Origin of the sequence: Aquimarina callyspongiae, from assembly GCF_034322225.1 — a bacterium.
Taxonomy (GTDB): domain Bacteria; phylum Bacteroidota; class Bacteroidia; order Flavobacteriales; family Flavobacteriaceae; genus Aquimarina.
In genome coordinates this window covers 238,865-255,337 of the sequence record NZ_JAXLPA010000005.1, presented here as the reverse complement: position 1 = coordinate 255,337, position 16,473 = coordinate 238,865, and the positions used below count along the sequence as shown (strand labels likewise).

Annotated in this window: 6 protein-coding genes; all 6 read left to right on the top strand. The window is 35.6% G+C overall.

Features of this window, described 5'->3' with window-relative positions; translation table 11 throughout:
* Positions 1-5: 5 nt before the first annotated feature.
* The 6 genes from U0D62_RS20755 to ilvB all read left to right on the top strand — a co-directional run bounded on the left by U0D62_RS20755 (position 6) and on the right by ilvB (position 16,459).
* A complete protein-coding gene (locus U0D62_RS20755; protein ID WP_322289269.1) occupies positions 6-659 on the top strand; it encodes a response regulator transcription factor in 654 nt (217 codons plus the stop codon).
* Between the two features lie 508 nt (positions 660-1,167).
* Positions 1,168-1,362, top strand: a complete 195-nt coding sequence (locus U0D62_RS20750; RefSeq protein ID WP_322289268.1) for a hypothetical protein — start codon at positions 1,168-1,170, stop codon at positions 1,360-1,362.
* A 177-nt stretch (positions 1,363-1,539) separates the two neighbouring features.
* Positions 1,540-5,871, top strand: a complete 4,332-nt coding sequence (locus U0D62_RS20745) for a GEVED domain-containing protein (RefSeq protein ID WP_322289267.1) — start codon at positions 1,540-1,542, stop codon at positions 5,869-5,871.
* A 444-nt stretch (positions 5,872-6,315) separates the two neighbouring features.
* Positions 6,316-12,291: a GEVED domain-containing protein gene (locus U0D62_RS20740; RefSeq protein WP_322289266.1), complete on the top strand. Its 5,976-nt coding sequence runs from the start codon at positions 6,316-6,318 to the stop codon at positions 12,289-12,291.
* Positions 12,292-12,962: 671 nt separating this feature from the next.
* Positions 12,963-14,639: a dihydroxy-acid dehydratase gene (gene ilvD / locus U0D62_RS20735; RefSeq protein WP_322289265.1), complete on the top strand. Its 1,677-nt coding sequence runs from the start codon at positions 12,963-12,965 to the stop codon at positions 14,637-14,639.
* An 86-nt stretch (positions 14,640-14,725) separates the two neighbouring features.
* On the top strand, positions 14,726-16,459 hold the full coding sequence (gene ilvB / locus U0D62_RS20730) for a biosynthetic-type acetolactate synthase large subunit (RefSeq protein WP_322289264.1): 1,734 nt from the start codon (positions 14,726-14,728) through the stop codon (positions 16,457-16,459).
* Positions 16,460-16,473: the final 14 nt, after the last annotated feature.

Genomic DNA, 16,473 nt, shown 5'->3' with positions numbered 1-16,473 from the left:
TGATAATGAAGAATAAGACTGTTGTAATTGTAGATGATCACCTTCTCTTTGCGCAATCGCTAGAGAGTCTGATCTCTAAACTTGAGGGGTATGAAGTATTAGAAATTCTAAAAAACGGGAAAGAACTAACCCGATACTATCTGCATAAAAGAAAAAAACCAGATTTGGTATTGTTGGATGTAAAGATGCCAGTAATGGATGGGATACAAACCATGCAATGGCTTAAAGAAAATCAACCACAACAAAAAGTATTGGCACTGACAATGGAGGATGATGAAGAAACCATTATCAAAATGCTGAGAGGTGGAGCAAGAGGGTATCTGTTAAAAGATATTCATCCAGAGAATTTTGAATTTGCTATGAAAATGGTGATCGAACAAGGGTTTTATTACTCCGGAAAAGTAGAAAGCGCACTTAAGCATTCTGAAGCAATAGCGTTAGAAAACACTAAAACCTTAGAACAACGATTGACGGATCGAGAATGGGTGTTTTTAAAGCATGCTTGCTCAGAACTTACCTATAAGGATATTGCAGGAGAAATGGGATTAAGTCCTAAAACAGTAGAGAATTACCGGGAAACAGTATTTAAAAAGCTAGAAGTAAAAACCAGGGTCGGATTGGTAATCTACTGTATGAAAAATAATCTTTTTAAGGTTTAGGTAGTTAGCCTTAAAAAGGATAAAAAAACAATAAACTCACATTTTTTTTCAAAATATAACTTTGAATATTTTTAAGGTGGTTTTAATCTCATAAAACCTAAAACTTTCTATGTAATACCTTCAACTATTTTGTGGTATTGCTAAGGTTAATTTTGAATGAGTTTTGAACGTTATTAATATTATTTTTTTGTTTGTTTGATACCAATTTATCTGCTCTAATTAGTTTGAGGGTGGTATTAAGTATATGTGTTATTTTCTTTCCATTTGAAGAGGTTAAATATAAAGAGATAGTATTTAGTTCATTGAGCTTATTTTTCTCCAAATTAACATTTTTATTAATAAATGTTTTAAAATTTAATTAACTAACATTTGTTAATTTAAGTTTTATGTTAAAATCATATGAATATTCTTTTAATAGGTAATATAGTATTGAGTATTGTTAGTATAGTGTAATTCAGTGGATTAGAATAGAATTAATTTTGTGTACTAACACAAATTCAACTATCTAATGAAGAAAAATAACTCGTTTTTATCAATCCTTATGGTATTGATAATGTGGCCGATTTTCGGACGGCAACAAGACAAAAGCTACTTTTTTGAAGAGGCTCAACAAGAATACTACAAACAGAACCCAAAAGCTTTACTAGAAGCTAGAGAATTCGAAAAAATCATTAAAAAGAAGACAGAACTTAAAAAAGAGTAAACCTTTAGGATTACTCAAAAAAGGAACAGCAATATACGTGTGTTTACTTTCGGACAAGTGAACAACGAAAGTATTATAGCTAAAGGCTACAGTGAGTTTTCAAATTCACTGCTTGCTTCTACAAAAGGTATTGCTTCCTGTTTAACAAAAACTTCATTAACTACTAAAATTTAAATTATGAAAAATCAACTTGTCTTATTTATAGGCTTATTTGTTTTCCATTTTGGGTTTTCACAAACCAATAATTTTTGGAAACAAAATAGTAGCCCAATTGAAAACGAAAACATTTCTTCTACTAAGGAGGATACAGAAACTTTACACCAAAACACTTATGATCTTAGTGTTGAAAAATTAAAAGAAGTTTTATCCCATTGTCCAAAAAGATTCAATTCATTTGGTCAATCAAATGTCATTATTATACTTCCTGCCGAAGACGGAAAATTTAAAGAATACCGTGTAAAGGAAACAAATGTTTTGCATCCGGATTTAGCTCAAAAGTTTCCAGATATTAAATCTTATGTTGGTACATCTGTTAGTGGAGAAAATGAAGTGGTACATTTTAGTTTGGGGCATAATAACTTTAGGGCTATGATTATGAAACCTGATGCTACCATAACGAATATCAAACCTTATACTGGTAATAGTAAAACGTATGTGGTTACTTCAAAAATGGGAGAATCAGCACCAATTAGCTGTCAAGCAACAGATCAAGCAGTTGGGCCTTTTTTAGAAAAAAGTACAGAGCAAATTGAAAAATTAAACAAAGCAAGAAGAGACGCTAATGATGGTCGTGTTAGAGTCTACCGAATGGCTATAGCAACCACGGGAGAATTGTCTAAAATTTATACAGATAAGGCAGGCGTTACCAATGGTTCAACTCAACAAAGGAAAGCCGCAGTACTTTCTGAATTGAATGAACTGATGACAAGAGTGAATGCGGTTTATGAACGAGATCTTGGAACTACATTTGAGTTAGTACCTAATATAGAGAATTCTCTTTTTCTTGACCCAGTAACTGACGGTTTTACACATGGTAATACTTCAGCATCAGTAAATGAGGTTCAAGCTATTCTTGATGCTACAATTGGTAACGCTAACTATGATATTGGTCATGTTTTGGATTCAGATGGGACTGGACGTGGAGCTTTAAGAGCTGTATGTAATGATAGTAAAAAAGCAGAAGGAGCTACCGGTGCACATCCTTTCACATCTGTTAATGAATATTTCTATCGTACATTTGTTCATGAAATAGGCCATCAATTTGGTGCTAACCATTCGTTTAACAACTCATGTGGTGGTAATCGTCTTGACGAAGGTGCCGTTGAACCTGGAGGAGGTAATAGTATCATGGCATATCAAGGTTGTGCTCCTAATTATGATTTAAGGTTGTCATATGTTTTTTTCCATGCGAAACAAATAGATGAAATGTGGAATCATATTTTAAGTGTTCAAAGTTGTGCTACCCTAAGATCAATAGGTAATAGTGCGCCAGTAGCTAGTATAGGAGGTAATTATACGATTCCAAGATCTACTCCATTTATATTAGAAGGGTCAGCTACTGATGCCAATACTCCTGCTAATCAACTAACGTATACTTGGGGCCAAATGGATAAAGAAATAGCTCCGATGCCTCCTCGTGCTACGTCAACTAACGGCCCTCTATTTCGTTTTAAGCCTCCTTCAGCATCTCCAATTCGATATATGCCTGACCTTTCTGCTGTAAAAGCTGGAAATTCTTCATCAGAATGGGAGGTAACACCTTCTGTTTCCAGAACGATGAATTTTAGATTTACGGTAAGAGATAACCATCCGGGAGGAGGTAATACAGATTCTAGAGATGCTGTTATTACGGTAGCTGGAAATGCCGGCCCTTTTGCGATCACTTCTCAAAACAGTAGGTTTGATGCACCCGTAGGTTCTACACAAACAGTAACCTGGAACGTAGCGGGAACCACAGGAAATGGAGTTAATACAGCAAATGTAGATATTTTATTATCTACAGATGGTGGAAATACATACCCAATAACGTTAGCATCTGCGGTGCCTAATGATGGTTCTCATCAAGTTACTATACCAAACAATGAAGGAGGTGTAAATAGAATTATGGTAAGAGGAACCAATAATATCTTTTTCGATATTACCAATGCTAATTTTAGTATCACCGATGGAAACTCTGATCCTATGCCTACAAATTATTGTGCAGCGGGTTATCAAGGCACAAATTATATAGCCGAAGTTATCTTTGCTGATATCAATAATAAAAGTGATAATAGTTCGTATTCTGATTTTACGAGTCTGGGAACCAATCTTGTTAAAGGCGAGTCTGTTACATTAACAGTTAATCCGGGAATTGAATCCTGGGACCCTAATTATTTTGGGGCTTGGGTGGATTGGAATAAAGATGGAGATTTTACAGACGCAGGTGAAGAAATTTTACTGGCAACCAATGGCGCTGGTGGTATAACAACCACAGTGGTAGTTCCTAATACCGCAAAAAATGGTGCAACCAGATTAAGAGTGCGTTATAAACTACACACTGCCCCTGATCCTTGTGGAACATCATCAACCAATGGTGATGAAGTAGAAGATTATTTTGTGTTTATTAAAGGTAGTGGAACTCCCGATACACAGGCTCCAAGTACACCGACTAATTTGGCAGCCTCAGGTGTGGGGAATACTTTTTTAACTCTTAATTGGAATGCTTCTACCGATAATGTAGGGGTAACCGGATATGATGTGTATCGAGGAAGTACGAACATAGGTACCGTTACAGGAACTACTTATAATGTTACCGGTTTAGCTGCCGGAACAGCTTATGATTTCTCTGTTAGAGCTAAGGATGCTGCAGGTAATATCTCTGGATCAAGTAATGTAGTTAATGTAACTACTACTAGTAATCCTGATGATACCCAAGCACCAACGGCACCTGGTAATTTGACAGCGTCTAATGTAGCGCAAACAACGTTGAGCTTAAGTTGGACTGCTTCTACTGATAATATAGGAGTAACAGGATATGATGTATATCGAGGTGCTACCAGATTAACAACCGTAACGGGAACATCATATAATGTTTCAGGGTTAACGGCCAATACATCGTATTCATTCTCGGTAAAAGCGAAAGATGCGGCAGGAAATGAATCCGCTTCGAGTAATACGGTAAATGTGACAACGACACAGAATCCAAATGATGTTGTTTATTGTGATGCATCTACCACTGCCCATGGAACGTTGCATATTACCAATGTTAATTTTGGTAACATAGATAATACATCGACCAATGCAGCATATACAGATTATACAAGCCAGTCTGCTAACTTAACAGCAGGACAGGCTACGACCTTAACAGTAAAGGTTAATAATGAACATTGGACATTTAATGCTGTTGGAGTATGGATCGACTGGAATCGTAATGGAGATTTTACAGATTCTGGAGAATTAGTACTTTCTAGATTTGCAGCAGGTCCTTATACTGCAAACGTTACACCCCCAGCAGGAGCTGTTAGCAATGCTCCATTACGTATGAGAGTACGTATTGGATATGGTGCTGCATCTAAGATTACCCCTTGTGGTGTGGATACTTATTTAGGTGAAGTAGAAGATTATACAGTAATAGTTGGAGGCTCTGGCCCAAGTTGTAACGATGGAGTTCAGAATGGAGATGAGACCGGAGTAGATTGTGGAGGTTCTTGCGAGCCTTGTACGACTGATCCAACTTGTAATGATGGTATCCAGAATGGGGATGAGACTGGTGTAGATTGTGGCGGCTCTTGTAGTCCTTGTCAGACCGATGTTACCTATTGCCCAGCAACAGGGAACGATGGACCGGAAGGAGTAACTAATGTTACTTTTGCAGGAATTAACAATTCCTCTTCTAGGAATTCAACGGGATATGATGACTTTACCTCTCTGTCAGGGAACGTAAATACTGGATCAAGTTATAATCTTACTGTTGATATTGCAGGTTATAACGGAGGTGCTGCAGATGAGATATATGCTTGGATCGATTGGAATAAAGATGGAGATTTTTCGGATAATGATGAATCTTACACTTTAACCAAAACCACGAACCTGAGAGGAAGTACATCTGTATCTGTACCTCAAACAGCTGTAGCGGGGGCCACCCGAATGCGATTATTGGTTTCTTATTATAATAATGAAAACAATCCCTGTGATACAGGTAGTAACGATGTACGTTATGGGGAATATGAAGATTATACGATTGTAATTAATAGTAATAGACAGTTCGCATTTAATAAGGTAAACAAGCTTACTGTGTACCCTAATCCATTTGGAAAAACATTTACAATAGATGTATCAAAATTAGATGGAGATATGGTAACTGTGAGTGTTTATGATATACTAGGAAAAAAGTTGATAGAAAAAGAGTATAGTAAGAAATCCGGTAAAATCAGCTTAGGAGAACAGATTACACAAGCAGGAAACTACTTTATAAAGATTCAAACCAATAAAGAAAGTGAAGTAGTTAGAATTGTAAAAAGTTCAAACTAATTAACAGGTATATGGATTATCCAGTATAACTAAGACCAATTTTGGATTAAATAGTTAGATAAGAATGAAGCCTCAGTGCACAATCGTGTACTGGGGCTTTTATATGTTAACTTAAAATGAGTACTTAAATTAAATATAATTGGTATCTCCATTATCTGAAATTGGAATATAAACCTTATTTATAATTGGCCTAAATTCTTCTTTAATAAAAGATGTACTGCTCGCATATATATTATACTAATTACGTATAGATGAATGTAAAAATTACTGTATTCCCTTTTGTAAAGAAATGATATAGAATAAGCTTAAATATGTTTTTCCCACAAAAGCTTATACGAATTTACTTACACTTAGTGTATATAGTATTAACATATGATAGGATGTTATTATTCAAAAATCCTTGTTGTTTTAACTTTGTTTTTTTAACACAAACGTTACATTTTTATGAAATTTTATTACAAAACATTGCTAATATGTTTGTTTTTTATTGGTTACTCAATAAATGCTCAAGAAGAAGAATCTTGTTCTTTTGATAAAACAACAAAAGAATATTATAAAAACCACCCTGAAGAATTAAAAAAATCACAAGCCTTTGAAAAAAAGGTGCAGCAAGATGCTGCACAAAGAAAGTCAGGATCATACAAAGCTGCAAGTAAATATGTCATCCCTGTAGTATTTCATATTTATGGTAACGAATGGCCGCTAACCAGTGGTCAAAATGTAGATGTTACTGAAGAACTAGTTGTTCAAGCAGTGAAAGATATTAATGAAGACTTTAAAGGGTTTAATGATGCTGTCGATCCCGCTTTTGCTAATATAGAAGGTGGAATGGACATCGAGTTTAAACTTGCTCAAATTGACCCAGATGGAAACACAACAAATGGTGTCATTTTTCATGAAACTAAAGAAGGTTTCGGGCTTAATGGAGTTAACGATGATGAGATAGCTAAGTTTGCCTGGGATAATTATAAGTATATGAATGTACATATACAATTGATAATCAAAGCTGGTAGTAACACGCAATCAGGAATTGCTTGGTTTCCAGCTACAGGTATGTCTGATGAAGGAATCGCGAGAGTGGTATACAACGGGAGATATATGATTTATACTCCTCCAGCATCTTCTTTAACACACGAATTCGGTCATTGGCTAGGTTTAGACCACACTTTTGGTGGTGGAGGTTGTGTTGCAGGAGATGATAATGGAGATAAAGTTGCAGATACTCCTCCAACAGAAGCTGGGACTGCCCATGCAGATGGTAGTAGATCATGTGTTACTGGAAAAACGAATTGTTTTAACCAGTTGATTAATCACGAAAATCATATGGACTACAATCCTTGTGAATCAATGTTTACCATTGGGCAAGTAAATCGTATGACATCTTTCCTGGATCACGATGCAAGAAAACCGTTATGGCAAAATGCAAACCTTATAGCTACAGGAGTAGATAAAGATTTAGGAGCAAGAATTCTGTTTAATTATCAGGATAGAAATGATAGTGATATAGATAAATCCTTAAACTTTTTAGAGGCATTTGCAAATGATGGATCGATTCAGAATAAAAAAAGGTTAAAAGCGGTTGATGGTGCTCAATTTGCTGTTACCGGAAATTTACAATTAGGTACACATTTTAATGCAACAGGAGTACCAGGAGGTTTAACTCCGGTTATTAATGTTATTGATAATAATAATGCAACAATTGCCTTTACAGGAAAAGCAAACAGTAGTGAAGAAGCTGATTCTTCAACAGTAACAATTACATTTTTAAACCCTGCTATTACAGGAGGTGTTGGTTCTCTGCATACTGCATCCGGAACTTTTAAAATAAAATTCTTAGATACATACGAAGTGTATTATGAGGGATACTCACCATTTTTACATATGGGATATTCTGCATCAAATATTGTAAGTGATGTAAATTCAAAATTTAGTTCATTAGTAATAGGAGGACGTTTTAGAACAAAGCTAAAAGTATATGATGGTGATAATATAACCATAGATAATTTTGCACAAGGTTTTGAAGTTTTGTGTAATACAAATACGATCAATGCAAAATATTTTGCCGAAGGAAGTAGCTTAAATGCTAATTCTTCTGGGACCTGGGTGACAAAAACAACATCTTCAGTTGATTCGCCACCAGTATTATCAAGTCCTAGTTACACTGCTTGGCGTAATAGAACTGGGTACGTGGCTATTAGAATACCTACACCCACAAATACATATGTTTATGGATGGCTGAGAGCAGAAGTATCTTCTGATGGAGAAGAAGCAGATATAACAACTTTTGCTTTAAACCCTGATCCAGGACAAGCTATTTTAGCTAGAATTGAAAGACCACACGTATTGTTTTCATCAGATAGATTTTTGGAAAGTGTAAAAAATGATGGGAGTATAGAAAATGAAATTACCGTAGATCTTAAGAATGCTTCGTTTGTAAAAATAGGTGGCCTTGAAAGAGGAAAACATTATACCGTTGAAAATGTACCAGCCGGATTATTATTAAAAGTAAATGCTGTAAGCACTACTCAGGTTAAACTGAAAATGGAAGGTGTGTTAGAAGGTGTTTCTGGAGGAAGTGGTTGGAGAGCTATATTAGGTATAAAATTTAAACTCTTAGACGCGGCATTTGCAGCTGGAGCAGGATCTAATGTAGAGTTAAAAGATTTTAACTTTAGTATAGAAAAAGTAGGAAGTTCATATACAGGAAATACAATATCTAATGCTACATTTAATGTAGGACAAACATATACATCGCCACCAGGACAATTTACATTAGTGCCTGGATTAGATCAAGTGTCAGGTGCAGGTGCAGGTTATCAATTGCAGTTGTATCCAAACGATAATCCTAATAATACATATCCTGGTGTGAAGTTGATCACATTCAGAAAAGATGCTATTGCTAATAATAACTATGAGTTAACTCCTCTTTCACAAGGAACCATAATAGGACCTAATAGTTCATGGAAAAATGGTAAACAACACCATTTAGGAAGAGGACAACATATGGTAGACTCAGAAACATATACAGCCTGGAGAGGTAGAACAGCGTACTTCGGAATTCGTTTAAGAAGATCTGGTAGAATGCATTATGGTTGGGGTAAAATGAGAGTAAGCTCTAATGGAACTCAAATCGTTATGGAAGAATATGGTATTAATGGAACCCCTGATGCCAGTATAAGAGCTGGGCAATTAATTTCAGATGATGTAACTACCTATTGTGAGGCAGCGAGCAATTTTGGTCCAGATGCTATAAAAAGAGTTACTCTGGCAAATATAGATGTATCAACCCCTACAAGAAACAGTACTGGATATGATAATCAAACAGATCATGTTGCAAAATTAGTGAGAGGTAATAGTTATACATTAAAAGTGGATATTGTAGGAAACAGTACAAATGAAGTATATGCCTGGTTTGACTGGAATCAGGATAAAGATTTTAGTGACCCTAATGAAAGAGTACAAGTTACTATAGCTTCAGGAGGAACCACTGGTGAAGTTTCAATCAATGTTCCTACAAATGCTCAATTAGAAGGTACAAGAATGCGTCTTAGAGTATCCAGAAGTAATAATAACAATCCTTGCGGTACATCAGGAACCGGAGAAGTAGAAGATTATACGCTCTACATTTCAAATGAAGAGATTGCTACTTGTGATGATGGGATTAAAAATGGAGACGAAGAAAAAATAGATTGTGGTGGATCTTGCGAACCTTGCCAGGTTTTTACAGAGATTTGCGAAGCGTCAACAGCCTCAAATACATTACAGATAACTAAGGTAGAGTTTGGTAGTATTAATAATACAAGTACACATCAGCCTTATTCTGATTTTACCAGTCAAACTACGAATTTGCAAAAAGGAGAAGCAACTACATTGACGGTAACTCTCAACAATCAGTGGGATCCTAATCAAGTAATGGTTTGGATTGATTGGTATAATGATAATGACTTTTTCAATACAGAAGATGTGGTTCTTAAAAAGTCAGGAGCAGTTGCATATACAGCTTCAGTAACACCTCCAGCTGATGCAGTAACCAATACTGTATTAAGAATGCGGGTTCGTGCTGGATATACATTTGCTCCAGACCCTTGTGGTGCAGATACAGGAATAGGAGAAGTAGAAGATTATACAGTAACAGTTAATGGAGGTCAAACTTCGGATACCCAAGCTCCTTCTGTGCCAGGTAACCTTACCGCTTCGAGTATTGGTCAAACAACATTGACATTAAATTGGACTGCTTCTACTGATAATGTTGCAGTAACAGGATATGATGTATATAGAGGAGCTACAAGATTAACTACGATTACAGGAACATCTTATAATGTTACCGGCTTAACGGCAAATACTAACTATTCTTTTTCTGTAAAAGCTAAAGATGCTGCAGGAAATGAATCACCTTCAAGTAACGTAGTAGATGTCACTACAACCGGAGATACAACTACTCCTACTTATTGTGATATGAAAGGAGATAATAGTGCAGATGATTATATAACAAATGTAAATTTTGCAGGAATAAATAATACATCATCTAATACTGCAGCAGGATATCACGATTACACAACTATTTCTGGTAATGTTGTTACAGGAGCTTCTGAAAATCTGAAAGTAACTCTCGTTGGGTATCAAGGAGGAGCAAATAACGAAGCATATGCGTGGTTTGACTGGAACCAGGATGGAGATTTTACAGATGCGGATGAGAAATTTGAAATCACGACAAATACCAGTAACACTATTCGTGAATTAGGCATTAATATCCCTTCTACTGCCAAAACAGGAACAACAAGAATGCGTATAGTTTTAGGATATAGTAGTGGAGATGGTAACAGTCCTTGTGGATCCATATCTTATGGAGAAGTAGAAGATTATACGATCAATGTTTCTGGAGGAACAACAGATACTCAAGCACCTACCGCACCCGGTAATTTGACTGTTTCTAATATAGCAGAGACAACATTAACTTTGAACTGGGCGGCTTCTACAGATAATACGGGAGTTACTGGGTATGATGTGTATAACGGATCTACAAGATTAGCTACCGTTACAACAACATCATATAATGTAACAGGTTTGACAGCAGATACAGCATACACTTTTTCTGTAAAGGCTAAAGATGCAGCTGGAAACGAATCAACCTCAAGTAATACAGCTAATGCTACAACAGCTGGTGGAACGACCACGGTAAATTATTGCGAAGATAGATCTACTAGAACATCAGGAGAATTTATTAGTAAAGTAGAATTAGGAACCATTAGTAATACGACTACTCGTTCTACAAATGGATATGGTGACCATACTTCTCTTTCAACGAATTTGACAAAAGGAAGTTCTAATACGATAACTATTACTCCAGATTGGGGTGGAGGCACTGCATATAATGAAGGATATGGGGTTTGGATTGATTATAATCAAGATGGAGATTTTGCCGATGCAGGAGAGCGTGTATTTACAAAAACACCTTCTAAAGACACTCCTGTAACAGGAACTTTTACAATTCCTAATACAGCAACTACTGGAGATACAAGGATGCGTATTATTATGGAATATTTTAACAATACAACCAGTTTGCCAGAAGTCTGTAAGACCAATCATAATTATGGAGAAACTGAAGATTACACAGTAACGATTACTGATAGCTCTGGATTTAGCTGTACAGACGGAATCCAAAATGGAGATGAAACAGGAGTAGATTGTGGAGGATCTTGTTCTCCTTGTGGTAATAGTGGTACAGTTGTATATGTAGATATGGCTGATAAAACTACAAATTCATCAAGCACCTGGAATCCATTTCAGATAGAAGTAGGAGATGATAGGCATTTTGGTCCTTGGTTTTCAGGAAATACTCTTAGGTTAGTTAATTACGGAAAAGATGTTATTTGCGAAGGAACGTCTGATAAAATTACAATTCTAGGAGAAGGTGTAGAAGTTGGAGCAGCAAGCAATTTTGTTGCGAACTCTAATAATTTTATTATAAGCTCTTCATCATATACCGAGTGGAATGGAAAATCTGGTTATATAGGGTTTACTTTTAAAATAAATGGAGCAACACATTATGGATGGTTCTATGCAAGTGTAACCGCTAATGGATCCTCGTATACTATTTTAGATTATGCTTATAATACTACTGCTGGGCAAAGTTTAATAACAGAAAGACCAGCAAATACAAAAGCAAGAACTATAGCAAAAATATTTACAGCGTATCCTAATCCGTTCGAAGAAACGGTAACAATAAATGTATCAAAGTTAGGTAAAGATGCATTTACGATACGTGTTTATGATATAGTAGGAAAAGAAATAGTTAATAGGGAATACAGTAAAAACCCTGGTAAAATAACCTTAGGAAGTCAAATACCAGCTTCAGGGAATTATTTCGTGAAAATACAGACTAATAACGATACAGAAACATTAAGACTTATTAAGTATTAAAATTGAGTTGAGTACATTTTAATGAAGAAGGAGGCTACCTTTATGGTAGCTTCTTTTTTAAAGAATGATAGAATTTAAATTAAAAATAGCAAAGAGCTTGTTTTTCAAAAATATAATTCATTATATTTGATCTGTAAATGAAAACAAACAATACAAATATTATTAATGTCATTAGCATGGTCGTGATTATTTCACGATGATGAAGGGGTGTTATTAATATAAATATATATAAAGTCCCTTTGCGAAAGTAAAGGGACTTTTTTTTATAACACTATTTAGAATATAGATAGCTAAAGAATAAGAATTACTAAAATGAATATACATAAAAACATAATTATTAATGTCATTATTGTCGTGGTGATTATTTCATCAGGATGAAGGGATATTGATAAGATTTAAGAAGTATCAGATTCCCTTCAAATTTTTGAAGGGAATTTTTTTTATCAAAAATTAACAAATAGTGATTGTAAATGAAAGAGGGTTAATTAGCTGATAATCAGTTATTAAATATGTTAAAACAAAGGTTGAATATTGTAAGAGTATTGAATAAAGCGCAATGGTTTGATCGCAACAAAATAATTTTATACTGCGGTTTATTTGATACTATGGGAATATGATAAAATAAAAGTTAAAATATTGAATAATTCGTAAATAATTTACATTCAAAAAGGATGAGCATCAATAAATACAGTAAACAAGTTACACAAGACGACACACAACCAGCAGCACAAGCAATGCTTCATGCAATTGGTTTAACAGACGAAGATTTTAATAAACCATTAGTTGGGATTGCTAGTACCGGTTATGAAGGTAACCCGTGCAATATGCATCTTAATGATCTGGCAAAACTAGTTAAGCGAGGTACGCAAGATGAAGATGTTGTGGGATTGATATTCAATACCATTGGGGTAAGTGATGGAATTTCTATGGGAACTCCTGGAATGCGTTTCTCACTTCCGTCCAGAGATGTTATTGCAGACTCAATGGAAACTGTTGTACAGGCAATGAGTTATGATGGAATGGTAACCGTTGTAGGATGCGATAAAAATATGCCGGGAGCTTTAATGGCTATGTTACGATTAAACCGTCCTTCTATATTAGTATATGGAGGAACGATTGCTTCAGGATGTCACGAAGGAAAAAAGTTAGATGTAGTATCAGCTTTTGAAGCCTGGGGAGAAAAAGTAGCAGGAACCATTACTCAGAATGAGTATAAAAGTGTTATAGAAAAAGCCTGCCCTGGAGCAGGAGCTTGCGGTGGAATGTATACTGCCAATACAATGGCTTCTGCAATTGAAGCTTTAGGAATGTCTTTACCTTATAATTCCTCTAATCCAGCGATAAGTAAAAATAAAGAAGAAGAAAGCATTGCAGCAGGAAGAGCAATGAGAATTTTACTTGAAAAAGATATTAAGCCCAAAGATATAGTAACAAAAGAGTCCTTAGAGAATGCGATTCGTTTGGTAACAATACTTGGAGGATCTACCAATGCAGTATTACATTTTCTTGCTATAGCTAGAGCTGCAGATGTAGAATTTACATTAGCAGATTTTCAAAGAATTAGTGACGAGACTCCTTTTCTGGCAGATTTGAAACCAAGTGGTAAATACCTAATGGAAGATGTTCATGAGGTAGGAGGTATTCCAGCAGTATTGAAATATCTATTGAAAAAAGGATTACTTCATGGAGACTGTTTAACAGTTACAGGAAAAACCCTTGCAGAAAACCTATTAGATGTTCCTGATCTAACAGAAGGACAGGATGTTATAAAACCATTAGAGAACCCGATCAAAACAACAGGGCATTTAAGAATAATGTTTGGAAATCTTGCAAAAGATGGTTGTGTTGCTAAAATAACTGGTAAAGAAGGATTGCGTTTTAGCGGAAAAGCAAAAGTATTTAATGGTGAGTATGACGCAAATGACGGTATTAGAGATGGAAAAGTAGAGAAAGGAGATGTAGTCGTCATTCGATATGAAGGTCCTAAAGGAGGTCCTGGAATGCCCGAGATGCTAAAACCTACAGCTGCTATTATGGGAGCTGGATTAGGAAAAGATGTTGCACTTATAACCGATGGAAGATTCTCTGGAGGAACTCACGGATTTGTAGTTGGACACATCACTCCCGAAGCGCAAGAAGGAGGAGTAATAGCATTAGTCAAAGATGGGGATCATATTACAATCGATGCAGAAACTAATTCTATTTCAGTAGATATTAGTGATGCAGAAATAGAAAAAAGAAAAGCATCCTGGGTGCAACCATCATTAAAATTTGACAAAGGGGTCTTGTATAAATATGCAAATACAGTTTCGTCTGCATCTTTAGGATGCGTGACAGATGAGTTTTAAAAAAAATAGTGACGTAAGTCTAAATCTAAATAAAACAAAAGTCCAGATCCGAACTTTCGGTATTAAAGACTCTAAATAAATCGCGTATGGAAACACAAACGCAGACAGTAAAGAAAAAAACAAAAGTAGTAACAGAGCGTATGACTGGTGCAGAAGCAGTTATCAAATGCCTTTTGGCAGAAGGAGTAGACTTAATCTATGGATACCCCGGTGGAGCCATTATGCCAGTGTATGACGAATTATATAAATATCAGGATAAGTTGCATCATGTATTAACACGACATGAGCAAGGTGCAACTCATGCAGCACAAGGATATGCCAGAGCAAGTGGTAGAGTAGGTGTGGCAATAGCAACATCTGGTCCTGGTGCTACAAACTTTGTTACTGGAATTGCAGATGCCCAAATTGATTCTACACCTATGGTATGTATTACCGGGCAGGTAGGATCTCACTTATTAGGGTCTGATGCTTTCCAGGAAACTGATATTATCGGTATTTCTACACCTATTACTAAATGGAATCACCAGATTACTAAAGCCGAAGATATTCCTACGGTATTAGCAAAAGCATTTTTTGTAGCAAGATCTGGTCGACCTGGACCAGTATTAATTGATATCACCAAAGATGCTCAGTTTGGAGAATTAGACTTTACTTATGAAAAATGCAAAGGAGTAAGAAGTTATATACCGGTTCCAGAAACAGATCCAGAAAGTCTTACAAATGCGGCTCAGCTTATTAATAAAGCCAAAAAACCATTAGTTGTTTTTGGGCAAGGAGTTATCCTTGGAGAAGCTGAAGAAGAACTAAAGAATTTCATAGAAAAATCTGGAATTCCATCAGCGTGGACAATTTTAGGACTTTCAGCATTACCAACATCTCACCCACTTAATGTGGGTATGGTAGGAATGCATGGTAATTATGGCCCTAATAAATTAACTAACGAGTGTGATTTACTTATAGCGATAGGAATGCGCTTTGATGATAGAGTTACAGGCAATTTAGAGACCTATGCTAAACAGGCTGATGTGATTCACTTTGAAATAGATCCTGCAGAAGTAAATAAGAATGTAAAAGCAGATGTTGCTGTAATGGGTAATGTTAAAAATACATTATCCCAAATACTTTCTTTAGTAAAACCAAATACCCACGAATCCTGGTTAAAAGAGTTCAAAGATTATGATACAATAGAGTATGATAAAGTCATAAAAGAAGAGTTGTATCCATCAAAAGATGGTCTTTCTATGGGCGAAGTATTAAGGAGAATTAATGAAGAGACAAAAGGAGATGCAGTGATTGTTTCTGATGTAGGTCAACATCAAATGATAGCTTGTCGTTACGCTAATTTCACCAGAACCAAAAGTAATGTGACTTCTGGAGGATTAGGTACTATGGGATTCGCTTTACCCGCTGCGATAGGAGCAAAAATGGGAGCACCAGATAGAGAAGTAATTGCAATTATAGGTGATGGAGGTTATCAAATGACCATTCAAGAATTAGGCACCATTTTTCAGACCAGAGTTCCAGTAAAAATTGTAGTTCTTAATAATGATTTTCTAGGAATGGTAAGACAATGGCAACAGCTGTTTTTTGATAAACGATATGCTTCTACAGAAATGACTAATCCTGATTTTATAAAGATAGCAGAAGGATATCATATAGAATCAAAGAGAGTAACAGAAAGAGAGAACCTAGGTGATGCAATCAAAGAAATGATTGCTTCTGATCAACCATATTTCTTAGAAGTATGTGTAGAAAAAGAAAATAATGTATTTCCGATGATTCCAACGGGAGCATCAGTTTCAGATATAAGATTAGAGTAAGATAATTTCATCAT